This is a genomic window from Streptomyces sp. NPDC057302 (assembly GCF_042667685.1).
In the GTDB taxonomy this organism is placed as follows: Bacteria; Actinomycetota; Actinomycetes; order Streptomycetales; family Streptomycetaceae; genus Streptomyces.
Genome location: NZ_JBHUZJ010000006.1, coordinates 157,834 through 180,692, shown reverse-complemented (window position 1 = coordinate 180,692; position 22,859 = coordinate 157,834). Strand labels below are relative to the sequence as shown.

The window sequence follows — 22,859 nt, the reverse complement described above, 5'->3', positions numbered from 1 at the left end:
CTGAAGGATTCAGCCCCTCCGGCGCTCGAGGAGCGGGGTCTGGGGCGGAGCCCCAGGTGGGCCCGGGGCGCAGGCACGGTTTTCGGGAAGGGGCGGGGTTGGGGAAGAATCCCTGCTCCGAACCGACCCCAGGAGGACCCCGTGCCGGAGGGCCACACCATTCACCGGCTGGCAGCCGACCACCGGGAGCGGTTCCAGGACCGGGGCCCTCTGAGGGTCACCAGCCCCCAGGGCAAGTTCTCCGACAGCGCGGCCCTGCTCGACGGCCACGAGATGGACGCCGCCGAGGCCCACGGCAAGCACCTCTTCCTCGGCTTCGCCGAAACCGGCTGGATCCACATCCACCTCGGCCTCTTCGGCAAGTACGCCGTCGGTGAGACCCCCGCCCCGCCCCCCACGGACACCCTCCGCCTGCGCCTTTTGACCGACACGTACTACTCGGACCTCCGCGGCCCCACCACCTGCGCCCTCATCACGGACGAGGAGAAGCAGGCGATACACGACCGCCTCGGCCCGGACCCGCTCCGGGACCCGGACGACCCGGACGACCCGGACAAGGCCTACCGCCGCATCGCCCGCAGCCGCACCACCATCGCCGCGCTCCTCATGGACCAGAAGGTCATCGCGGGCGTCGGCAACGTCTACCGCGCCGAGGTCCTCTTCCGGCACGGCATCGACCCGTACACCCAGGGCAAGGACATCGAGCCGGCCCAGTGGACGGCGATGTGGGAGGACCTGGTGGCCCTGATGCGCGAAGGCGTGCGGCTCAACCGCATCGACACCGTCAGGCCCGAGCACCTGCCGGAGGCGATGGGCCGCCCGCCGCGCGTGGACGACCACGGCGGCGAGGTGTACGTGTACCGCAGGGCCACGATGCCCTGCCACATCTGTGGCGGCGAGATCCGCACCGCCGATCTCGCCGCCCGCAATCTCTTCTGGTGCCCCGCCTGTCAGCGAACGGCGCCCTGAGCCCCCGGCTCCCACCTGCGGCTCGCATGGGATCATCACTGCACCGAAACGCTGGTTCAACGGGGGTCACATGTTCGGATTCGAAGCCTCTTGGATGTACGGGCCGGTCGCCCTCGTGGGCGTCGTGCTCTTCATCGCCGTCTTCCTGCTGCCGTCCCTCATCGCCTTCAACCGGGACGCCGAGCTCCGCTGGGTGATCCTCGTCATCAACCTCTTCCTCGGTGCCTCGTTCGTCGGCTGGCTGGTCGCCCTTTACCTGGCGACCCGCAAGCCGAAGCATCCGCTGGGCATGCCCGTCTAGAACCCGTGCGGCAGCCACGGCGCGACGTCCGACCCGAAGGCCAGCGCCGCCTCGGCCAGCGCGCCGGGGCGCAGTTCCCGCACCCGGCCCGCGGCCGCCAGTGACGTCAGGGGTACGCCGCCGAGGTAGACCGAGGCCAAGTCCCGTACGGACAGGGCGAGATCGGCGTCGTCTTCGGTGCGCTCGCAGGTCGCGCCCTTCACGTCGCCCGTGAGCCGCCAACGGCCCGCGTTCCAGGGGCAGAAGGCGTCGTCGACGTCCAACACCAGGTTGACCGGGGCCCGGTAGGCGCGGGCCTCAAGCGCGGCCCCCACCTCCACCAGCCGTACGTGGAGCGCGTCCTTCACCCGGAGCTGACAGCGCCGCACGTCCGAGACGAGCTGGAGCAGCGCGTCGTCCACCGGGCGGCTGTGCGCGTCGATCGCCGACGTCAGGTCGATGCCGAAGAGGAACCGCCACAGCGCCGCGTTGGCCGCCGGGTCGAGTGCCTCCAGATCCCGCAGCCGGACCGTGCCCTTGGGGCCCGCCGCGTCCCAGTCGGGCTTCACGCTGTAGCGCGCGTACCCGACGAGCTCACCGTCGCGTTCGGCGACCACGCACTGGAGCGGTGACGCGCCGTGCCGCTCGCTCTCCGGGTCGAGCAGGCCAAGGCGCTCCCAGCCGGGCTGCCTGGCCAGCATCCCGGGCCGCTCGCTCACCCGTCGTGCGTACAGCGCCTCGCACGCCTCGTGGACGTCGGCGGGCTTGGCGTACCGAAGGCGTACGTCATCGGTACCGGCCGGGACCGACAGGCGTACGCGTGTCGTGTCGATCTCGGCCTTGAGCTGCTGCGTCGCCGCGCCGTACCCGAACCGTCCGTAGATGGCGGGCTCGGAGGCCGTCAGGACGGCCAGGCATTCGCCCTTCGCGCGCACGTCGTCGAGCTGGCGGCGCATCATCGACGTCAGGATTCCCTGCCGGCGGTGCGTCGCCGCGACGCTGACCATCGTCACTCCGGCCGCGTCCACCAGGGAGCCGCCCGGCACACTGAGGCGGAAGCTGAACGCTCCCGTGGTGCCGACGCAGGTCTCGCCCTCCCAGGTGCCGAAGAACCGGTCGAACTCGGTCAGCGCGTTCCAGAGCGCATGCTCCTCCTCGGCCTCGGCGACGCCACCGAAGGCGAGCTCAAGGGTGCCGTAGTACTCGTCCCAGTCTTCCTGGCGCAACTCCCGCAATTCCGTCGTCATATGCCATGCCTACCAGGAGGAAGCGGGCGGAGCGACAGGATTTACGCGCGCCGCCGCCATGCCCCTGATGGGGGACAACCGGCACCTCCCGTGCGAAGTGGCTGGCCCGGTGGATAGGGTCCGGGAGCAATGGAAGGCAGTCGAGCGGAAGCCGAGACGTTCACAGCCCGGATGAAGAAGCGGATCCACCGGGCGCGCATAGGGCTGCGCAAATCCGGGGTCGACTACTTCCGGGGCGACGGCTCGGACTGGATCGCGCTCGCGGGCCTGCTCGTCACCATCCCGGTGATCGCGTTCTTCACCATCGTCAACAACGTCTGGTGCTCGCCCGCCGCGCTCGTCCTGCCCATCGTGGCCGGCGGCCTGCTCCTGCGGCCCTCCAGCCTGCTGGGCCTGTACGCGACGGCCGCCGCCGCGCTGATCGTGGAGTCCGTCCAGCTCGGCCCGTACACGCAAGGGCCCTCGCGCGTCACTCCCGGCGTGGTCCTCGTCGTCGCGGCCTGCGGCTTCTTCGGGCTGATCATCGCGCAGTTCCGCAGCCGGGTCGGCGTGCCCTGGCGCGGCGGCGGGACGATGCTGTTCGACCTGCGTGAACGCATCCGCGTACAGAGCAAGCTGCCGAAGCTGCCCAGGGGCTGGCACCGCGAGATGGCCCTGCGGCCCGCGGGCGGCCAGTCCTTCTCGGGGGACTTCGTCGTCGCGGCCCGCACGAACGGCGGGCGCACCCTGGAGGTCGTCCTCACGGACGTCTCGGGCAAGGGCATGGACGCGGGCTCGCGCGCCCTGCTCCTGTCGGGCGCCTTCGGCGGGCTCCTCGGTTCGCTGCCGCCGCACGCGTTCCTGACCGCCGCCAACGGCTACCTCCTGCGCCAGGACTGGGACGAGGGCTTCGCGACCTCCATCCACCTGGTCCTCGACCTGGAGACCGGCGACTACGAACTCTTCACGGCGGGCCACCCGCCGGGCCTCCAGCTCAGCGCGGGCAGCGGCCACTGGGAGGAGAAGGCGGCCGAGGGGCCGCTCCTGGGGGTCTACGACGGGGCGCAGTTCGACCCGGTGAAGGGCTCCCTGCGCCCCGGAGACGTCCTGATGCTGTTCACCGACGGCATCGTCGAGGCCGCCGACCGCGACATCAGCGAGGGCATCGACCGCCTCACCGGGGAAGCCGACCGCTATGTGGCGGGCGGCTTCCACGGCGCCGCGTGGCATCTGATCGAGGCGGTCGCCAAGGACGTCAACGACGACCGGGCGTTGCTGCTGATCTGCCGGGAACCCTCAGCGGGCGCCTGACAGCTCCGGCTCCGGCTCGGGCACCTGGTGGCGCCCGCCCGGCAGGATCCGGGCCAGCCACTGCGAGCGTCCCGCCGCCAGCGGTCCGAGCACCGCGAGCAGCAGCACGTACCCCGCGATGAAGGGCGAGAGCCGCTCGTCGAGTCCCGCGGTGGCCGCCATGGTCGCCAGGATCAGGGCGAACTCGCCGCGTGCGAGCAGGGTGGTCGAGATGTTCGCCGCGGGCCCCGCCCCGAAGCCGTAGATACGCGCCGCACCGAGTCCGGCGAGGACGTTCATGAGCAGCGTCACGGCCACGGCGGCGAGCACCGGCCAGAGCACGACGGGCAGGTCGCCGGGGTCGATGGAGAGCCCGAAGCCGAAGAAGAAGATCGCCCCGAACGCGTCCCGCAGCGGGTGCACGAGCTTGCGCACCCGCTCGCCGGACGCCGTGCTGCCCACCATCAGACCGACCATGAACGCGCCGATCGCGTCCGCGACCCCGAACCACTCCGAGACCCCGGCCACGAAGACCGCGGCTCCGAGGAAGGAGATGACGAGGAGCTCGTCGTCCCGGGTGTCCATGAGCCGTCCGACGACCTTCGTGCCGAAGCGCGCCACGAGGGCGAGAAGGAGCAGGAAGCCGAACGCCTTGCCGCCGTCCACGACGGCCGCCGCGAGGCTGTCGGCGCCGGACAGGACGGGTTGCAGCGCCGCCAGGTAGAGCGCGAGGAAGATGTCCTCGACGACGATGATGCCGAGGATCGGCTTGGTCTCCGGATTGCCGAGCCTGCCGGTGTCGACGAGCACCTTGGTGACGATCGCCGACGACGAGATGCCGAGCACTCCGGCGAGGACCAGCGCTTCGGAGGTGCCCCAGCCGAGGGCGAATCCGAAGCCCAGGCCCGCGCCGACGTTCAGCGCGAGATACGTCCCTCCGGCGAGGGCCATCTTGCGGCCACCCGTCTTGAGGTCGTCCATGTGGAACTCGAGGCCCAGGTAGAAGAGCAGAAGCACCAGGCCGAGCGCCGAGAGCATCTCCAGGTCGTGGGGGTCGGAGAGCAGGACCACGCCGGGAGTGTGAGGGCCGAGGAGGATCCCGGCCAGGATGAAGAGCGGAATGGTGGGGAGGCCGATGCGGCCCCCCAGGCGGGCGAGCACGGCGGCGGCGAGAAAGGCACCGCCCATGGCTATCAGGGTGTCTGCGTGTCCGATGCCGTTCCTCCTGGTGATCCGAAGACGCACACTCCGCACGTCGTTGGCAAAGGGAGCGTCAAGGAAGCGTCAATAGTTAGCTTACCAAACGATTTACCCAGCAAGTATGTAGGGCGTACATCCGCTCTCTGCGGGGGCTATCCCCACCCCCGATTCGCCGGGGGACCTCATGGTCCACGCGGCCCCCGAATCCGTACGTTCAAGGCATCACCTACGGAAGGCGGAGAGAGCCATGGGGCTGCGGCGCAAGAAGGAAGCAATCGGAGGACCGGTGCCCCCGATGCCCGGCGAGGCACCCCGCGGCTCCGGCGGCCTCAACGGCCCCGACTGGGCCGTCGAACTGCACGGCGTACGCCGCAAGTACGGCAAGGGCGGCGGCGCGGTGCACGCCCTCAGCGGCATCGACCTCGCCCTGGAGCGCGGCAGCTTCACCGCCGTCATGGGCCCTTCGGGCTCCGGCAAGTCCACCTTCCTGCAGTGCGCCGCCGGACTCGACCGGCCGAGCCAGGGCACGGTGCGCCTCGGCGGCACGGAGATCACCTCCATGAGCGAGAACAAGCTGACCGCCCTGCGCCGCACCCGACTCGGCTTCGTCTTCCAGGCCTTCAACCTGCTGCCTTCGCTGACCGTCGAACAGAACGTGGTCCTGCCGATGCGCCTCGCGGGCCACCGCCCCGACCGCCGCAAGGCCGCCGAGCTCCTGGCCCGCGTGGGCCTGGGCGCCGACAAGCACAAGCGCCGCCCCGGCGAGCTCTCCGGCGGCCAGCAGCAGCGCGTCGCGATCGCCCGCGCCCTGGTCACGAACCCGGACGTGATCTTCGCCGACGAGCCCACCGGCGCCCTGGACACCACCACGGCAGCCGAGATCCTCACCCTGCTGCGCTCGGCCGTCGACGGCATGGGCGCCACGGTCGTCATGGTCACCCACGACCCGTCCGCCGCCGCCTACGCGGACCGCGTCCTCTTCCTCGCCGACGGCGCGATCGTGGACCGCCTCGAGCGCGGCTCCGCGGCACAGATCGCGGCCCGCATGACGACGCTCACGGCACCGGCGTACGCGACAGCCGCGGCGTAACCCCGCACCCGCGCGCCCCGCCCTGCCCCGACTTCCGGAGACCCCCCATGCCCAACGGCCTCGCCCGCGCCGCCGTCCGCTTCAAACCCGCCGCCTTCGTGGGCACCTTCGTCGCGCTGATGATGGCCGCGGTGATCGTGTCCGCCTGCGGCATCCTCCTGGAGACGGGCGTCCGCGCATCGGTGCCGCCCACCCGCTACGCCGACGCCCCCGTGGTGGCCGCGGCCGACCAGCGGGCCCACTTCGTGACGGGCAGCGGAGAGAGCCGCTCCGAGTCGGCCACCCCGCTGCCCGACCGGGCCCGCGTCGACGACTCCCTGGTCCAGAAGGCGGGTTCGGTGCCCGGCGCGCGCACCGCCGTCGCCGACGTCACCTTCCCGGTGCAGTCCGGCGGCAGGAGCGTCACCGCGCACGGCTGGGGCTCCACCTCCTTCACCGGCGAGAAGCTGACCGCGGGCCGCGCCCCGGGGCCCGGCGAGATCGCCCTGGCCGCGCCCGGCGCGTCCGTCGGCGAACACACCACGCTCACCACGGCGGACGGACCGCGCGACTTCCGGATCTCCGGCACGCTCAAGGCCTCCCGGGGCGAACCCACCGCCTGGTTCACCGACTCCGAAGCCGTACGCCTCTCGGGCCACCCCGGCCGCGTCGACGCCATCGCCGTCCTGCCCAAGGACGGCGTCACGGACGAGACCCTCAAGTCCCAGGTGGCCCACGCCATCGGCGGCAAGGCCGACGTCCACACCGGCGACGACCGCAGCGAGGCCGAGGGCTCCGAGCTCGCCTACGCACAGGAGATGCTCACCGGACTCGGCGGCTCCTTCGGCGGCATCGCCACCATGGTCGCCATGTTCACCGCCGCGGGCACCGTGGCGCTCTCCGTGGGCCAGCGGGCCCGCGAGTACGCCCTGTTGCGGGCCATCGGCACGACGCCCCGCCAGATCCGCCGCACCATCGCCACCGAGGCCCTGCTCGTCGCACCCCTCGCCGGAGCGGTCGGCGTCCTGCCCGGAATCGCCCTGGCGGGCTGGTGGTTCGGGCAGCTGAAGGACAGGGGCGCGATCCCCGAGGCCCTGGACCTCTCGGTCTCGTTCATCCCCCTGGTCTCGGCGGTCGGCGTCTGCGTGATCACCGCCCTGCTCGCCGGCTACATGGCCGCCCGGCGCCCCTCCCGCATCAGGCCGGGCCAGGCCCTGAGCGAGTCCTCGGTCGAACGCCTGCGCTTCGGCTGGATCCGTACGCCCCTTGGGATCGCGGCGGCCGTCGGCGGCTGCGTATTCGCCGGGATCGCCTCCTCCATGACCGGCGACGACGCGGCCAACGTGGCGCTCGGCATCGTCATGCTGTTCATGATTGCCGTGGCCCTGCTCGGCCCGCTGGTCGCCCGCGGCTGCGCGGCCCTCTTCGGACTCCCGCTGCGCGGGGCGGGCGCTTCGGCCTCGCTCGCGGCGGCCAACTCCCGTACGAACGCCCGCCGTCTGGCATCGGCGATCACCCCGATCGTCCTCGCCATGGCGTTCTCCTCGACCCTCGTCTTCATGCACACCAGCGAGGAACGGGTCACGGCCGACCAGCAGCGAGACGGCATCACGGCCGACCACATCGTCTCCGCCTCCGGAGCGGGAGCGACCCCCGACGGGGTGACGAAGGCCGCGCGGGTCCCCGGGGTCACCTCGGCCGTGGGCCTCCTCAAGACCTCCGTCCTGGTCCCGGTGGGCTCGGGCGGCGACCGCTGGCTGGAGTCGGCGTCCACGCAGGGCGTGACGGGCTCGTCCCGTGACCTGGCCAAGGTCCAGGACCTGGACGTCAGGACGGGCACGCTGGCCTCGCTCGGCAAGGGCGAGATCGCCGTCGACGCGAAGCTGGCGGACTCCGCGCACGTCAAGACGGGCGAGCGCATGGAGCTGCGCCTGCCCGACGGCACGAAGGCGTCGCCGAAGGTGGTGGCGACGTACGGCCGGGGCCTCGGCCTCTCCCAGGTCACGCTCCCCGCAACGGACTTGAAGCACCACGTGACCTCGTCCTTCTCCTCGGAGATCTGGACGAAGGGAGCGGCCCCCGCGGCCCTCACCGCCCTCGGCACGCTCCAGGACCGCGACGGCTACGCCACCGCCCAGTCCACGGACCGTGCGGTCAACGCCTGGGCGAACGCGGTGATGGCGGCCGTACTCGGCGGGTTCGCGGCCGTCGCCGCGGTCAACACCCTGGTGATGACGGTCCTTGACCGCCGCCGGGAGCTCGGCACCCTGCGCCTGATCGGCTCCACCCGGCGCCAGGTCATGCGGATGGTGCGGTGGGAGGCGCTCCTGGTCGCCTGCGCGGGCATCGTGATCGGCTCGGCGATCGCCCTGGCGACACTGGTCCCCATGATGAACGGCCTGACGGGGGAGTCGCCGTACATCCCACCGCTCCTGTACGGGTCCTTCGTGGCGGCGACCTTGGCACTCGGCCTGGCGGCGACGGCCTTGCCGGCGAGGGCGGCGCTCAGGGATTCCAGCCCGTCCGGCGCTTGAGGACGAACTCGGCGGGACCGGTGATGACGGTACGCACAAGGCCCCCCGCGGCAGCGGGTTTTCGGGAGGGGGCGGGGTTGGGGAGGATTCTCCGCATGAAACCCCGTCCCGCCCTGTCCCTCCCCGAGGTGGAAGCCATCGCCCGCCAGGCCCACGCCACCCAGAAAGACAAAGCGGGCCGCCCCTACACGGAGCACCTGCAAGCCGTGGCGAACGGAGTCCACTCCCGAGGCGGCTCGCCGGAACAGATCGCGGCGGCCTGGCTCCACGACGCCGTCGAGGACCACGCCCTCACCGAGCAGTGGCTACAGGACGCGCCCCTGACCCCACGTACGAAGGACATCGTGCGAGCCCTCACCAAGCGCGCGGGCGAATCCCCCGAGGCCTACGCCACCCGCATCCTCGAAACCCCCGGCGCCCTCCTGGTGAAGGAGGCGGACCTGGCCCACAACGCGAATCCGGCCCGCCTAGCAGAGCTAGACGGGCCGACCCGCACTCGCCTCACGGCGAAGTACGCCAACATGCGCGCCCTGTTGGGCGTTGAACCACCGAACTAGAACCGGCCCATGACCGGCTACGAGGAGGAGGCCTTGGCCCGCTCCCGGGCCAGCGCAGCGGCATCCCGCTTGAACGCCCACTCCATCTTCGGCTCCATGGCGAAGCGGAACATCCGCTGCACCGGAGGCGTACAGAGCAGCGTCACCACCGCCGCGGCCACCAGCGACACCAACACCTCGCCGGCGGGCCGGTGCATCCACTCGTAGTCGTCGAACCAGCCCCAGAAGCGCGAGCCCTTGGCGAGGAAGCCGTGCAGCAGGTAGCCGTACAGCGTGCCCGCGCCGAGCACCGTGAACCACATCTTCCGGCGCGGAACCCACGCGAAGAAGCACGCGGTCAGGATCGCGGAGCAGCCGAACAGCGCCAGTGTCATCACGACACCGGCCCACCACGGCGCACCCAACTCCTGTGCGCTGTCCCGGCGGTAGAACCAGGCGGAGGTCATCCGCGGTCCTGCCCAGTACGCGAGGAGGAGTGCGCTCGCGAAGATCGGGATGGAGAGCAGTCGCACCTCGCGGCGCCGCACCAGCTGGAAGTACTCGGGCTTCATGAACAGGCCGAGCACGAAGAAAGGCAGGAACTGCAGCACGCGCTGCAGATCGAGATCGTCACCGATGTCCGGCGAGATCGTGGCCAGCACGGCGATGGCGAGCGAGAGCGGAATGGGCCAGCGGACCAGCTTCCACAGCGGGGTCGTCAGACGCCAGACGAAGAGCGCGACCAGGAACCAGGTGAGGTACCAGGGGTCGAGCAGACTGATCGGCTGCGTCGGATCGTTGTCCGCGTAGCGCTTGAAGAAGGTGTACGCGACTTCGAAGAGGACGTACGGCACCGCGACGCCGGTCACCAGGCGCTTGAGGCGGTCGGAACGCATGTCGAAGCTGCGTGAGAAATAGCCGGAGATGAGGATGAACGCCGGCATGTGGAACGTGTAGACGGTCATGTACAGCGCCTCTGCGACGCGACTGCCGTCCGTCAACGGCTCCCAGGCGTGCGCCATCGCGACCAGGACGATCGCCAGATACTTGGCGTTGTCGAAGAACGCGTCGCGCTGCTTGGCGGGTTGACCCGTGGGGGCGGATCTCTCCGGGGAAGCGGCCTTGCTCATGGAGCCTGAGTGGCCCGAGGAGCCGGGTCGAGCGGTGGTGCCGGCCGGGGCGTGGGGAACGGTCGCGGCCATGGCGGACTGGGGGACGCGGGGGCCAGGTACTCCGTCCGCCGGCACATGTGCCGGGGGGAGCGGCGCCCGGTGGCGGCCGTGCGGGTGAACCGAGTTCGTCACAGGCCCTCCCACCAAGAGCTCGGTGAGACGATCCGGGACCGCACTGCGCTTGCGGGGATGGTGGCAGCGTGGAACATCTGAGGCACCCTAGCGTCGCTTGCGTGTATTCGTAAAACCCTCAACTCACCTGTCATCTCCATCACAGACCATTCGGGGCTATTGAGGTCCGAGTACCCAGGAATCACAGAAGTCGACATGGAGATTCACCTCCTGTCACCCTCGATTACAGCGGCCCCGATGTCCCATACGTCACAACTCATCCCCCTTAAACGTCGCATAACGCCTGCGGGCGACTCTGGAGGAATGTCCGATTGATCGGCTCTCCGTGAATCCGGTGGTGTGCGCCCGACAACAATTCGAATTTCTGGCGAACGAGTTGTGTGGCGATGGAAACGATCAAGCCGAATTAGTGGTCACGCGCGGTCTTCGAATTGCCGTGCGGGGGCGCCGTGTTCATACGCCCCTAGGGCGCCCCCGTGCGCCGGTCCCCCTCCGGGCGCGTGGGGCGTTGGCCGACGATGTGTCACCGGCCGCATACGGAAGGCGCGTTGGTGGCACGATGGTCCTGGCGGGGGTGTGCGGCGCTCGTACCCCCCGGGCCGGGGAGAGACCGACCTAGGGTGTGATCAGTGTGGCCATTTCGCTGTCAGTGGTGTTGCTGTTGGCGATCATCCTCATCGTGCTGATCCGCGGAGGATCGATCAAAGCGGGGCCCGCCATCGTCGCGGTGCTCTTCGGGTTCTTCCTCGCCTCAACCGGAATGGCGCCCTCCATAAACCGCTTCCTCAACGAAGTGGCGGAGACGATCAACTCGATCAGCTTCTGAGCGCGAAAACGCCTCCGGCCCGGTTCCGAGGAACCGGGCCGGAGGCGGCGGAGCGGGTGACGGGAATCGAACCCGCGTAGCTAGTTTGGAAGACTAGTGCTCTACCATTGAGCTACACCCGCACAGTTTGCGCCACGAGGCATCGCTGATCAGCGACCGCGGCACGGCAAGCATCGTAGCGGGTCCGAGCCCCTCGGCGCACACCCCGTACGTACTCGCGATTAAGCGGGCGCCGCACTGCCTGCGGGCATGTACCCTACGTGTCGCACCGACGGGGTGTGGCGCAGCTTGGTAGCGCGTCCGCTTTGGGAGCGGAAGGCCGTGGGTTCAAATCCCGCCACCCCGACCAGCCAGATCTCCCTCACAAGATCGCATTGTGGGTCGGCTCCCGCTTGCCGTTACTATGCAAGCTGTGTGCCCGTGTGTCTCTGAGCCGGGCTCAATCCCAAGAAGTCAGCCCCAAGGAGACCGAACCGTGAAGAGCGCCGTGGAGACCCTGAACCCGACCCGGGTTCGGCTCACTGTTGAGGTGCCCTTCGAGGAGCTCAAGGAAAGCCTCGACGCGGCCTACAAGAAGATCAACCAGCAGGTCACGGTGAAGGGCTTCCGCAAGGGCAAGATCCCTGCCCGAGTCATCGACCAGCGGTTCGGCCGCGGCGCCGTCCTCGAAGAGGCCGTCAACGACGCGCTCCCGAAGTTCTACACCGAGGCCGTGAACGAGGCCGAGCTCAACGTCCTGGGCCAGCCCGAGGTGGACATCACCGAGCTGAAGGACAACGAGACCCTCAACTTCACCGCTGAGGTCGACATCCGTCCCGCGATCGAGATCCCGGACTACTCGGGCATCGAGGTCGAGGTGGACGCGGTCGAGGTCAGCGACGAAGACGTCGAGAAGGCCGTCGAGGAGCTCCGTGAGCGCTTCGCGTCCACCTCGCCGGTCGAGCGTGCCGCCGAAGAGGGCGACGTCGTGACGCTCGACCTGGAGGCCAAGGTCGAGGGCGAGGTCCTGGAGGACGGCGTCGCGTCCGGCGTCTCCTACACGATCGGCTCCGGCGAGCTCCTCGAGGGCATCGACGAGGCCGTCAAGGGCCTGGAGGCCGGTGGCGAGGCCACCTTCACCTCCGAGCTCAAGGGCGGCTCGGCAGCCGGCAAGGAGTCCGAGGTGACCGTCAAGGTCACCCAGGTCGCCGCCCGTGAGCTGCCCGCCCTGGACGACGACTTCGCGCAGCTCGCGTCGGAGTTCGACACCCTGGACGAGGTCAAGGCGGACAGCCGCAAGCGCCTCGAGAACATGAAGCAGTACGACCAGGCGACGCAGGCCCAGGAGCGTGTCCTGGAGAAGCTGCTCGAGCTGGTCGAGGTCCCCGTCCCCGAGAAGCTCCTCGCGGACGAGATCGAGACCCGCAAGCACAACCTGGTGAACCACCAGCTCGGCCAGATGGGCCTCGACCTCGAGAAGTACCTGGAGATCCAGGGCAAGACCGAGGAAGAGTTCGACGCCGAGACCAAGGAGCAGGCCGAGAAGGGCATCAAGACGCAGTTCGTCCTCGACGAGCTCGTCAACAAGGAGAAGCTGAACGTGAACCAGGAGGAGCTCACCGAGCACCTCATGCGTCGCGCGCAGTCCTCCGGCATGAGCCCCGACCAGTTCGCCCAGGCGGTCGTCGAAGGCGGCCAGGTCCCGATGCTGGTCGGCGAGGTCGCCCGCGGCAAGGCCCTCGCGGTCGTCGTGGAGGCCGCGACGGTCAAGGACACGAACGGCGAGGTCGTGGACCTGGACGACGACGAGGACGAGACGGCTGCCGCCGATGGCGAGCAGACCGAGGCGTCCGACTCCGTCGAGGAGAAGGCCGAGAAGACCGAGGCCTGAGCAGCCTCGCTTCACTGAACGCACACTGGGCCCCAGGGACGCACGTCCCTGGGGCCCAGTGCTTTAGGGGCGCGGGGAACTGCGCGCTCAGCCCCCGTCGGGCCGCAGTCGCGTCTGCCGCGGTCGGCACCATGGCGGGTGCGGCTTGTTGGGGGCGGGCCGCGCAGTTCCCCGCGCCCCTGACGGGGCACTCCCGGCGGCTGTCGGGGCCACCCCGGGCCCGGTCAAAGGCGCCCCCGCCAGAACCTGCGCTCACAGCGAACAGTTCCCTCTGCGGGATTCTCCGGAGGGGCCCGCGCGTTAGGGTCCATGAATACGAGGGCAGGGGAGTCCCCGAAGCCGTCCCGGAGCGGCGAGCACGCGGGGTCCCAAGCCTCAGAAGAAGACGTGAGACGGCCCGGCGCCGTCGTAAGACGAGCAGGTGGATACGTGACGAATCTGATGCCCTCCGCCGCCGGCGACCCCTCCATCGGTGGTGGCCTCGGCGACCAGGTCTACAACCGGCTGCTCGGCGAGCGGATCATCTTCCTCGGCCAGGCCGTGGACGACGACATCGCCAACAAGATCACCGCGCAGTTGCTGCTCCTTGCCGCAGAGCCGGACAAGGACATCTTCCTTTACATCAACAGCCCTGGTGGATCCATCACGGCCGGCATGGCGATCTACGACACCATGCAGTACATCCAGAACGACGTGGTGACGATCGCGATGGGCATGGCGGCCTCGATGGGCCAGTTCCTGCTCAGCGCCGGTACGCCCGGCAAGCGCTTCGCGCTGCCGAACGCCGAGATCCTGATCCACCAGCCCTCCGCCGGACTCGCGGGCTCCGCGTCGGACATCAAGATCCACGCCGAGCGGCTGCTTCTCACCAAGAAGAAGATGGCGGACCTCACCGCGTTCCACACGGGCCAGACCGTCGAGCAGGTCACCCGCGACTCGGACCGCGACCGCTGGTTCGACCCGCAGGAGGCCAAGGAGTACGGCCTCATCGACGACATCATGCCCAACGCGGCCAGCATGCCGGGCGGCGGCGGCACCGGAGCCTGAGCCTGACCGCTCAGCCCTTCCGAAGCCGACCGAGCCCACGCTCCTCAGGAGACCTACAGAGATGAAGAACTACCCCGGCAGCGGCCTCTACGAGCGCACTCAGGCCGAGTACACCGGCCCTACGGCCGAATCCCGCTACGTCATCCCGCGCTTCGTCGAGCGCACCTCGCAGGGCGTGCGCGAGTACGACCCGTACGCGAAGCTGTTCGAGGAGCGCGTGATCTTCCTCGGCGTGCAGATCGACGACGCGTCCGCCAACGACGTCATGGCGCAGCTCCTGTGCCTGGAGTCGATGGACCCCGACCGTGACATCTCGGTCTACATCAACAGCCCCGGCGGCTCCTTCACGGCGCTCACGGCCATCTACGACACGATGCAGTTCGTGAAGCCCGACGTGTCGACGGTCTGCATGGGCCAGGCCGCGTCCGCCGCCGCCGTGCTCCTCTCGGCGGGTACGCCGGGCAAGCGCATGGCGCTTCCGAACGCGCGCGTCCTGATCCACCAGCCCTACAGCGAGACGGGCCGTGGTCAGGTCTCCGACCTGGAGATCGCCGCCAACGAGATCCTCCGGATGCGTGCGCAGCTGGAAGAGATGCTGGCCAAGCACTCCACGACGCCGATCGAGAAGATCCGCGACGACATCGAGCGCGACAAGATCCTCACTGCCGAGGACGCGCTCGCGTACGGCCTGATCGACCAGATCATCTCCACCCGGAAGATGAACAACGCCTCGGTCGTCTGACGCAGCGCTGTAGCATCTGCCGTTCCTTGGCACGGTCCACTCAGAAGTGAACCGTGCCAAGGGGGGCCCGAACGGGGGGCCAGGCAAGGTACCGTCGGATATGAGGCACCAGGAGTCGCTGAACGTGGCGTCTCCCAGGCGAAGGGGAAGCACCTCGTGGCACGCATCGGTGACGGCGGCGATCTGCTCAAGTGCTCGTTCTGCGGGAAGAGTCAGAAGCAGGTCAAGAAGCTCATCGCAGGTCCCGGTGTGTACATCTGCGATGAGTGCATCGACCTCTGCAACGAGATCATCGAGGAAGAGCTCGCGGAGACGAGCGAGGTGCGGTGGGAGGAACTCCCCAAGCCTCGTGAGATCTACGAATTCCTCGAGGGCTATGTCGTGGGCCAGGAGCCCGCGAAGAAAGCCCTCTCGGTAGCGGTCTACAACCACTACAAGCGGGTCCAGGCCGGTGAGACCGGCGGCGCGCAGGGCCGTGACGACGCGATCGAACTCGCGAAGTCCAACATCCTGCTGCTCGGCCCGACCGGCTCCGGCAAGACGCTGCTCGCGCAGACGCTCGCGCGCATGCTGAACGTCCCGTTCGCCATCGCGGACGCGACGGCGCTCACGGAGGCGGGCTATGTCGGCGAGGACGTCGAGAACATCCTCCTGAAGCTCATCCAGGCCGCTGACTACGACGTCAAGAAGGCCGAGACGGGCATCATCTACATCGACGAGATCGACAAGGTGGCTCGCAAGAGCGAGAACCCCTCGATCACGCGCGATGTCTCGGGCGAGGGCGTCCAGCAGGCCCTGCTCAAGATCCTGGAAGGCACCACTGCCTCGGTCCCCCCGCAGGGCGGCCGCAAGCATCCGCACCAGGAGTTCATCCAGATCGACACGACGAACGTGCTCTTCATCGTGGGCGGCGCTTTCGCCGGCCTCGAGAAGATCATCGAGTCGCGGGCGGGCGCGAAGGGCATCGGCTTCGGCGCCACGATCCACTCCAAGCGCGAGCTTCAGGAGAAGGACCGGTTCGAGGACATCATGCCGGAGGACCTGGTGAAGTTCGGGATGATCCCGGAGTTCATCGGCCGCCTCCCCGTGATCACCTCGGTCCACAACCTGGACCGCGAGGCCCTGCTCCAGATCCTGGTGGAGCCGCGCAACGCACTCGTGAAGCAGTACCAACGCCTGTTCGAACTCGACGGCGTGGAGCTGGACTTCGAGCGCGAGGCGCTTGAGGCCATCGCCGATCAGGCGATCCTGCGCCAGACCGGCGCGCGTGGTCTGCGGGCCATCATGGAGGAAGTCCTCCAGTCGGTGATGTACGAGGTTCCGTCCCGCAAGGACGTGGCCCGCGTGGTCATCACGGCGGACGTCGTCCACTCGAACGTGAATCCGACCCTGGTGCCGCGCGATGCGCGGGGGCCTGGGCCGGGCGAGCAGAAGTCCGCCTAGGCGGCAGCCGGTCGCGTACGACGAAGGGGGCTCCCCGCGAGTGATCGCGAGGAGCCCCCTTCAACGTGTCGCCGTCCGGGCTTACTTGGCCTCGGTGCGGACGTCGGCGCGGAGCTTGGCGGTCAGGTCCGCGGCCGTGTCGAGCGGGATGTCCTTGCCGCTGGCGACGGCGCTCGCGTCGGAGTGCCCGACGGAGGCGACCGTGCTGTGGTCGCCCCAGACGCACATCGGCGTCTGGAACGTGTTGGGTATGTCGTCCTCCTGCTCGGCCTCGTCGGGAGCACCGAGCCGGAACTCGGCCTTCTGGCACTTCATGACGCCGTTGTCGAAGCCGTCCGGGGTGAACTCCTCGGGGCTGCCGATGAGCGTCACGCTCCCGGGCTCGTCCGTGGACTTCTTCTTCATCTCGGCGAACATGGCGTCCACGACCTGCTCGGGGTCGTCGATCTCGCCGTACACACCGGTGAAGTTGAGGCTCTTCATGCTCGCGCCCGAACCGGAGTTGTACGCGCCGTGGGCGTCCTTGGGGTTACTGACGCCCTGCTTCTCCAGGTCCTTCAGGTCGCTCGACGTCATACCGCCACCGCCGGCACCCGAGTTGTCCTGCTTGTACTCGCCGCCGAGGACGGTCGCGGGCGCCGACAGCTTGTACGTCTTGCCGTCGTCGGCGACGGACCCGCCGTCCTTGCCCGCGGTGAACCACCACACACCCGCGCCGACCGCGGCGATCGCGACGACGGCACCGATGATGATCCCGGCCTTCTTGCCGCCACCGCCACCGCCACCGCCACCGCCACCGCCGTTGGGCGGGACGGGGCCGTACGGGGCTTGTCCGTAAGGGGGTTGCCCGTAAGGGGGCTGCCCGTACGGAGCTTGGGGCTGCTGGGGGTAGCCGTAGCCGGGCTGCGGGGCGGGCGGCTGCTGGGGGCCGCCGTAGGGGCCCGGCTGTTGGGGCTGCTGACCGCCGTAGGGGCCAGGCTGGTTGTAGCTCATCGCGCTGGTTCTCCTCGGGCCGTCAGAGCTTGACGCGGACTTCCTTGCGGAACTTGGCCGTCGTCCCCGCGGCCTCTTCGAGGTCGGCGCTCTTGCCGGACATCGCGTTCGCCACGTCCGTGGTGATCACGATGCCGAGCGTGCTGCTGTCGCCCCAGATGCAGGTCGCCATCGACATCTTGCTCGGGCCCTCGCTGCTGGCACCCGCCGACGAGCCGAAGTCGAGCTTCATCTCCTGGCACTTCAGCACCGCGCCGTCGAGTCCGACCGGGCTGTACGACGTGGGGGTGCCGACCAGCGACATCGACTCGCCGCTGCTGTCACCCTCGTTGGCGTTCTTCTCCGCCTCGCCGAACATCGCGTCGACGACCTTCTCGGGGTCCGCGATGTCGCCGTAGACGCCGTTGAACTGAAGGATCTTCTGCGACAGCGGGTTGTCCTCGGTGCCCGCCTGATACTGGGCCGCGACGTCCTTGGCGTTCTTCACGCCCTGCTTCTCGGCCTGCTTGATGTCGTCCGACGTCATGCCGCTCTCCTGGCCGGCGTCCTTCTGCTGCTTGTACTCGGTGAGGACCGTCGCCGGCGTGATCAGCTTGTGCGGACCGTCGTCCTTGACCCCGGTCCCACCGCCCGCCACGGACGAGGAGCCGCCCTTCTTGCCGCCGTCCTTGTCGTCACCGCCCGCGAGGACGAAGTAGCCGCCGACGGCGACCGCGGCGACCGCGACCACGGTGGCGATGATGATGCCGGTCTTCTTGCCGCCGCCCTGCGGGGGCGGGGGCGGCGGGACCTGCCCGTAGGGAGCCTGCGGCTGCTGGCCGTAGGGGCCCGGCTGCTGGGGCTGGCCGTACGGCTGCTGCGGCGGGACGCCCTGGGGGGCCTGCGGCGGGTAGCCGTAGCCGGGCTGGGGTGCCTGCGGCGGCTGCTGGCCGTAGGGGCCGGGCTGACCCGGCTGCTGGCCGTACGGGCCCGGCTGCTGGGGCGGCTGGCCGCCGTACGGGCCGGGCTGGTTGTAGCTCATGCGTGGGTTCCCCCGTGAGTGCGCTTATGTGATGGCGACATCCTGACGGAAGCAGCCCCGGCCGAAGCGACCGGGGCTGCTGAGCGCGAGGTGATGCCGTCAGGACATCGGGCGAGAAATCAGGCCTTGACGCGGACTTCCTTGCGAAGCTTCGCCGCGGTGTCCGCGGCGTCTTCGAGCGAGGCGCTCTTGCCGGTCATGGCGCTCGCCATGTCGACCGGGATCACGACGGCGACGGTGCTGTTGTCGCCCCAGATGCAGACCGGCATGCGGATCTCCTTGGGACCCGAGCCGCCGCCCTTGATCTTCGTCTCCTGGCACTTGAGGACCGCGCCGTCCCCGTCGAAGCTCTTCGGACTGCCGACCAGCTCGCCCGTGTCGGTGTCCTCGTTCACGGACTCCTTCTTCATCTTGGCGAACATGCCGTCGACCACCTTGGACGGGTCGTCGATCTCGCCGTAGACGCCCATGAACTTGATCATCTTCTGCGCCAGCGGGTTGCTCTTGTCGCCCGACTGGTACTCGGCGTCCACGGGCTTGCCGTTCTTGACGCCGTCCTTCTCCGCTTCCTTCATGTCGTCGTCGTCGAAGCCCTCGCCGGTCGCGGCCTGCTTCTCGTACTCGGAGATGACCTTCTCGGGCGTGACCAGCTTGTGCGGGCCGTCGTCCGACACCGCCGAGTTGCCCGCCGACGAAGAGCCGTCGTCCTTGCCCGCCGTGAACCACCAGATGCCGCCGCCGATCGCGACGAGCGCCACGACCGCGCCGATGATGATCCCGGTCTTCTTGCCGCTGCCGCCACCCGCGGGCGGAGGCGGCGGGACCTGCCCGTACGGGCCCTGCTGCTGGCCGTGGTCGTAGGGACCCGGCTGCTGCGGCTGGCTGTAGCCGCCCTGCTGCGGAGGGACGCCCTGCGGCGGCTGCTGGGGGTAGCCGTAGCCGGGCTGAGGGGCCTGCGGCTGCTGGCCGTAGGGGCCAGGCTGACCCGGCTGCTGCCCGTAGGGACCGGGCTGCTGGGGCTGCTGCCCGCCGTACGGGCCAGGCTGGTTGTAGCTCATCGCGTGGGTTCCCCTCCGAACGCTTATGTGTTCCCGACATCCTGTACGAAGGCAGAGTCCCCGTGTGGCTCCCGGCCGCAACCGTTACTGAAGAATCCGGTTTCGGGACGGGTCTGTGACACCTCTAAACTGGCCCGGTGACCGAGAACACTCAGCAGCAGAATTCAGCGCCCATCACCGAACTGCCGACCCAGTACGCGCCGGCCGAGGTAGAGGGGACGCTGTACGAGCGCTGGGTGGAACGCGGCTACTTCTCCGCCGACGCGGCCAGCGAGAAGCCCCCGTACACCGTCGTCATCCCGCCGCCGAACGTCACGGGCTCCCTGCACCTGGGCCATGCCTTCGAGCACACGCTCATCGACGCCCTCACCCGCCGCAAGCGCATGCAGGGCTTCGAGACGCTCTGGCAGCCGGGCATGGACCACGCCGGCATCGCCACGCAGAACGTCGTGGAGCGCGAGCTCGCCAAGGAGGGCAAGTCCCGCCACGACCTGGGGCGCGAGGAGTTCATCGAGCGCGTCTGGAAGTGGAAGGACGAGTCCGGCGGCCAGATCTCCGGGCAGATGCGCCGCATGGGCGACGGCGTCGACTGGGACCGTGAGCGGTTCACGATGGACGAGGGCCTCTCCCAGTCCGTCCAGACCATCTTCAAGAAGCTCTACGACGACGAGCTGATCTACCGCGCCGAGCGCATCATCAACTGGTGCCCGCGCTGTCTGACCGCGATCTCCGACATCGAGGTCGAGTACCAGGACGACGACGGCGAGCTCGTCTCCCTGAAGTACGGCGACGGGGACGACACCCTCGTCGTCGCCACCACCCGCGCCGAGACGATGCTCGGTGACACCGCCATCGCCGTCCACCCGGACGACGAGCGGTACAAGCACCTCGTCGGCAAGCTGATCAAGCTGCCGCTGACCGACCGCTCGATCCCGGTCGTCGCGGACGAGCACGTCGACCCCGAGTTCGGCACGGGCTGCGTCAAGGTGACCCCGGCGCACGACCCGAACGACTTCGAGATCGGCCAGCGCCACGACCTTCCGAACATCGCGGTCATGGACGAGCACGCCGTGATCACCGTCCCCGGCCCCTTCCAGGGCCTGGACCGGCTCGAAGCCCGCAGCGCCATCGTCGGCGCCCTGCGCGCCGAGGGCCGCATCGTCGCCGAGAAGCGTCCGTACACGCACTCGGTCGGCCACTGCTCGCGCTGCAAGACCACCATCGAGCCGCGCCTGTCCATGCAGTGGTGGGTCAAGGTCGGCCCGCTCGCGAAGGCCGCCGGTGACGCGGTCCGCGACGGCAAGGTCGCGATCCACCCGCAGGAGATGGAGAAGCGCTACTTCGACTGGGTCGACAACCTCCACGACTGGTGCATCTCGCGTCAGCTGTGGTGGGGCCACCGGATCCCGGTCTGGTACGGGCCGAACGGCGAGGTCGTCTGCGTCGGACCGGACGACGAGGCGCCCACCGGCGAGGGCTGGACCCAGGACAGCGACGTCCTGGACACGTGGTTCTCGTCCGGCCTGTGGCCGTTCTCCACGCTCGGCTGGCCCGAGGAGACCGACAGCCTGGCGAAGTTCTATCCGAACTCCGTCCTGGTCACCGGGTACGACATCCTCTTCTTCTGGGTCGCCCGGATGATGATGTTCGGCCTGTACGCGATGGACGGCACCCCGCCGTTCCACACGATCGTGCTGCACGGCATGGTCCGCGACCAGTTCGGCAAGAAGATGTCGAAGTCCTTCGGCAACGCGGTCAACCCGCTGGACTGGATGGACAAGTACGGCTCGGACGCCGTCCGCTTCACCCTCGCCCGCGGCGCCAACCCCGGTGTCGACGTGCCGATCGGCGAGGACTGGGTCCAGGGCTCGCGCAACTTCGCCAACAAGATCTGGAACGCCACGCGCTTCGCGCTGATGAACGGCGCCACGATCGAGGGCGACCTCCCGCCCGTGGAGCAGCTCTCGGCGACGGACCGCTGGATCCTGTCCCGGCTGAACGCGACGGTCGCCGAGGTCGACGCGCTCTACGACGACTACCAGTTCGCCAAGCTGTCGGACGCCCTCTTCCACTTCGCGTGGGACGAGGTCTTCGACTGGTACGTGGAGCTTTCCAAGACCACGTTCATGGGCGGCGGCGAGGCGGCGAAGGTCTCGGGCCGGGTCCTGGGCGAGGTCCTGGACGTGACGCTGCGCCTCCTGCACCCGATCGTCCCGTTCGTGACGGAGACGCTCTGGACGACCCTCACCGGCCGCGAGTCCCTCGTGATCGCCGAGTGGCCCTCCGACAGCGGCTTCCGTGACACCGGCGCCGAGCAGGAGATCGAGACCCTCCAGCAGGTCATCACCGAGGTCCGCCGCTTCCGCGCCGACCAGGGGCTCCAGCCGGGCCAGAAGGTCCCGGCCCGGCTCACCTTGGACGGCACGGCGCTGGCCCCGCACGAGGCGGCCATCCGTCAGCTCCTGCGCCTCCAGCCGGAGGGCGAGGGCTTCGCGGCCACCGCCACGCTGCCGGTCTCGGGTGCCACGGTCGCGCTCGACCTGTCCGGCACGATCGACGTCGGGGCGGAGCGCAAGCGCCTCGCCAAGGACCTCGCGGCGGCCGAGAAGGAGAAGGCGCAGGCCACGGCGAAGCTCGGCAACGAAGCGTTCCTGGCCAAGGCCCCGGACAACGTGGTCGACAAGATCCGTGGCCGCCTCACCAAGGCGGACGCCGACATCAGCCGGCTGCAGGCCCAGCTCGACGGGCTGCCGCAGGCCTAGTCAGGCAGTGGAGACAGGGCCCATGGAACCCACCGGTTCCATGGGCCCTGTCCCGTTCTCCGGGCCCGTCTCCTGGCCGGGGATGAGCAGGGGCTGCTCGGGGATGTGCAGACCCAGGCGGACCAGCTCCGCCTCGGCGAGCGCGTCGATGATGTCGGGGTCGCCGCCGCGCCAGCCCTCGGCGAGGCTGCCCGCGGTGGCGTCGGGGAGTTCGTACGCCGTCCGCGCGACCTCGTCCAGGGGACGGAGCAGGGCGCGCAGGGCGAGCAGTTCGCGGCCGTCGTCGCTGGCGGCGAGCTCCTGGGCGGCGGCGGCCTGCCGCATCCAGCGCAGCCGGCGGGGGAGCCAGCTGCTGAGCACGAGACCGACGGGTACGAGGAAGACGACGACGGCGCCCACGATCACCGCCGCGCGGACGGTCACCGGGTCCCCGGCTCCGGCGGCGTCCGAAGCGGCCCGCAGCGCGGAGTCGACGCGATCACCGACCAGGGGCAGCCGGGACGGGTCGCCGAGGGGTGGGGCGGGTGTCTCCGGTGCGGGACGGGTGAGCAGACAGGCCAGCCGGTAGGCGACGAGGGCGGCGGCGGTCCACAGCGCGGTCCAGAGCAGGACCACTCCGTCGCCGAGGATCTGGCGGGTCCGACGGCCGGGGTTCTGGGCATACCACATGGTCTGATTTGACCCCCGGT

19 protein-coding genes and 2 tRNA genes are annotated in these 22,859 nt (G+C 69.4%); 13 read left to right on the top strand and 8 right to left on the bottom strand.

Translation table 11 applies throughout. The annotated features are described in order from the left end of the window. Positions 1-141 precede the first annotated feature (141 nt). Together ACFUPX_RS07310 and ACFUPX_RS07305 are read left to right on the top strand one after the other, a co-directional pair. Positions 142-969, top strand: coding sequence for an Fpg/Nei family DNA glycosylase (locus tag ACFUPX_RS07310; RefSeq protein ID WP_383317418.1), 828 nt, complete (start codon positions 142-144; stop codon positions 967-969). 70 nt (positions 970-1,039) lie between these two features. Beyond that, positions 1,040-1,270 carry a superinfection immunity protein gene (locus ACFUPX_RS07305; RefSeq protein ID WP_383317416.1) on the top strand — a complete coding sequence of 77 codons (231 nt, stop codon included), beginning with the start codon at positions 1,040-1,042 and terminating at the stop codon, positions 1,268-1,270. Here the strand turns inward: ACFUPX_RS07305 and ACFUPX_RS07300 are convergent. Beyond that, positions 1,267-2,496: a GNAT family N-acetyltransferase gene (locus ACFUPX_RS07300; RefSeq protein ID WP_383317413.1), complete on the bottom strand. Its 1,230-nt coding sequence runs from the start codon at positions 2,494-2,496 to the stop codon at positions 1,267-1,269. The genes ACFUPX_RS07305 and ACFUPX_RS07300 overlap by 4 nt on opposite strands. 129 nt (positions 2,497-2,625) lie before the next feature. On the opposite strand from ACFUPX_RS07300, the gene ACFUPX_RS07295 reads away from it, so the two are divergent. After that, on the top strand, positions 2,626-3,786 hold the full coding sequence (locus ACFUPX_RS07295) for a PP2C family protein-serine/threonine phosphatase (RefSeq protein WP_383317410.1): 1,161 nt from the start codon (positions 2,626-2,628) through the stop codon (positions 3,784-3,786). On the opposite strand, the gene ACFUPX_RS07290 is transcribed toward ACFUPX_RS07295, so the two are convergent. Continuing rightward, positions 3,772-4,953, bottom strand: a complete 1,182-nt coding sequence (locus ACFUPX_RS07290; protein WP_383317408.1) for a cation:proton antiporter — start codon at positions 4,951-4,953, stop codon at positions 3,772-3,774. The genes ACFUPX_RS07295 and ACFUPX_RS07290 overlap by 15 nt on opposite strands. 307 nt (positions 4,954-5,260) lie before the next feature. Between ACFUPX_RS07290 and ACFUPX_RS07285 the strand changes: the two genes are divergently transcribed. The 3 genes from ACFUPX_RS07285 (at position 5,261) to ACFUPX_RS07275 (ending at position 9,125) form a co-directional block, all read left to right on the top strand. Then, positions 5,261-6,055 carry an ABC transporter ATP-binding protein gene (locus ACFUPX_RS07285; protein ID WP_383317515.1) on the top strand — a complete coding sequence of 265 codons (795 nt, stop codon included), beginning with the start codon at positions 5,261-5,263 and terminating at the stop codon, positions 6,053-6,055. Between the two features lie 47 nt (positions 6,056-6,102). Continuing rightward, positions 6,103-8,568, top strand: coding sequence for an FtsX-like permease family protein (locus tag ACFUPX_RS07280; RefSeq protein ID WP_383317405.1), 2,466 nt, complete (start codon positions 6,103-6,105; stop codon positions 8,566-8,568). A 95-nt stretch (positions 8,569-8,663) separates the two neighbouring features. Next, entirely contained in the window at positions 8,664-9,125 is a 462-nt protein-coding gene (locus ACFUPX_RS07275) for an HD domain-containing protein (RefSeq protein WP_383317402.1), read from the top strand. Between the two features lie 17 nt (positions 9,126-9,142). Here the strand turns inward: ACFUPX_RS07275 and ACFUPX_RS07270 are convergent, their stop codons facing one another. Next, on the bottom strand, positions 9,143-10,408 hold the full coding sequence (locus tag ACFUPX_RS07270) for an acyltransferase family protein (RefSeq protein ID WP_383317399.1): 1,266 nt from the start codon (positions 10,406-10,408) through the stop codon (positions 9,143-9,145). 631 nt (positions 10,409-11,039) lie between these two features. Between ACFUPX_RS07270 and ACFUPX_RS07265 the strand changes: the two genes are divergently transcribed. Continuing rightward, positions 11,040-11,234: a hypothetical protein gene (locus ACFUPX_RS07265; RefSeq protein ID WP_160505028.1), complete on the top strand. Its 195-nt coding sequence runs from the start codon at positions 11,040-11,042 to the stop codon at positions 11,232-11,234. A 51-nt stretch (positions 11,235-11,285) separates the two neighbouring features. On the opposite strand, the gene ACFUPX_RS07260 is transcribed toward ACFUPX_RS07265, so the two are convergent. Next, a tRNA-Gly gene (locus ACFUPX_RS07260) sits at positions 11,286-11,356 on the bottom strand. A 150-nt stretch (positions 11,357-11,506) separates the two neighbouring features. Here ACFUPX_RS07260 and ACFUPX_RS07255 point away from each other — a divergent pair. The 5 genes from ACFUPX_RS07255 (at position 11,507) to clpX (ending at position 16,336) form a co-directional block, all read left to right on the top strand. After that, positions 11,507-11,583: transfer RNA gene (locus ACFUPX_RS07255), tRNA-Pro, on the top strand. A 126-nt stretch (positions 11,584-11,709) separates the two neighbouring features. Continuing rightward, positions 11,710-13,104, top strand: coding sequence for a trigger factor (tig, locus tag ACFUPX_RS07250; protein WP_383317396.1), 1,395 nt, complete (start codon positions 11,710-11,712; stop codon positions 13,102-13,104). Between the two features lie 441 nt (positions 13,105-13,545). Continuing rightward, positions 13,546-14,151, top strand: coding sequence for an ATP-dependent Clp protease proteolytic subunit (locus tag ACFUPX_RS07245; protein ID WP_202122057.1), 606 nt, complete (start codon positions 13,546-13,548; stop codon positions 14,149-14,151). A gap of 61 nt (positions 14,152-14,212) precedes the next feature. Continuing rightward, entirely contained in the window at positions 14,213-14,893 is a 681-nt protein-coding gene (locus ACFUPX_RS07240) for an ATP-dependent Clp protease proteolytic subunit (protein WP_383317393.1), read from the top strand. 156 nt (positions 14,894-15,049) lie between these two features. Further along, positions 15,050-16,336, top strand: a complete 1,287-nt coding sequence (clpX, locus tag ACFUPX_RS07235) for an ATP-dependent Clp protease ATP-binding subunit ClpX (protein ID WP_361046605.1) — start codon at positions 15,050-15,052, stop codon at positions 16,334-16,336. A gap of 81 nt (positions 16,337-16,417) precedes the next feature. Here clpX and ACFUPX_RS07230 read toward each other — a convergent pair whose 3' ends face one another. From ACFUPX_RS07230 to ACFUPX_RS07220, 3 genes are all read right to left on the bottom strand, one after another. Beyond that, the gene (locus ACFUPX_RS07230; RefSeq protein ID WP_383317389.1) at positions 16,418-17,329 is read right to left on the bottom strand and encodes a hypothetical protein; all 912 of its coding nucleotides are present in this window, start codon (positions 17,327-17,329) and stop codon (positions 16,418-16,420) included. A 22-nt stretch (positions 17,330-17,351) separates the two neighbouring features. Beyond that, positions 17,352-18,350, bottom strand: coding sequence for a hypothetical protein (locus ACFUPX_RS07225; RefSeq protein WP_383317386.1), 999 nt, complete (start codon positions 18,348-18,350; stop codon positions 17,352-17,354). 119 nt (positions 18,351-18,469) lie between these two features. Continuing rightward, positions 18,470-19,408 carry a hypothetical protein gene (locus ACFUPX_RS07220; protein ID WP_383317383.1) on the bottom strand — a complete coding sequence of 313 codons (939 nt, stop codon included), beginning with the start codon at positions 19,406-19,408 and terminating at the stop codon, positions 18,470-18,472. A gap of 137 nt (positions 19,409-19,545) precedes the next feature. On the opposite strand from ACFUPX_RS07220, the gene ACFUPX_RS07215 reads away from it, so the two are divergent. After that, positions 19,546-22,170 (top strand): valine--tRNA ligase, encoded by a 2,625-nt coding sequence (locus tag ACFUPX_RS07215; RefSeq protein ID WP_383317380.1) that lies wholly within the window; start codon positions 19,546-19,548, stop codon positions 22,168-22,170. On the opposite strand, the gene ACFUPX_RS07210 is transcribed toward ACFUPX_RS07215, so the two are convergent. Further along, entirely contained in the window at positions 22,171-22,839 is a 669-nt protein-coding gene (locus tag ACFUPX_RS07210) for a hypothetical protein (protein ID WP_383317378.1), read from the bottom strand. Positions 22,840-22,859: the final 20 nt, after the last annotated feature.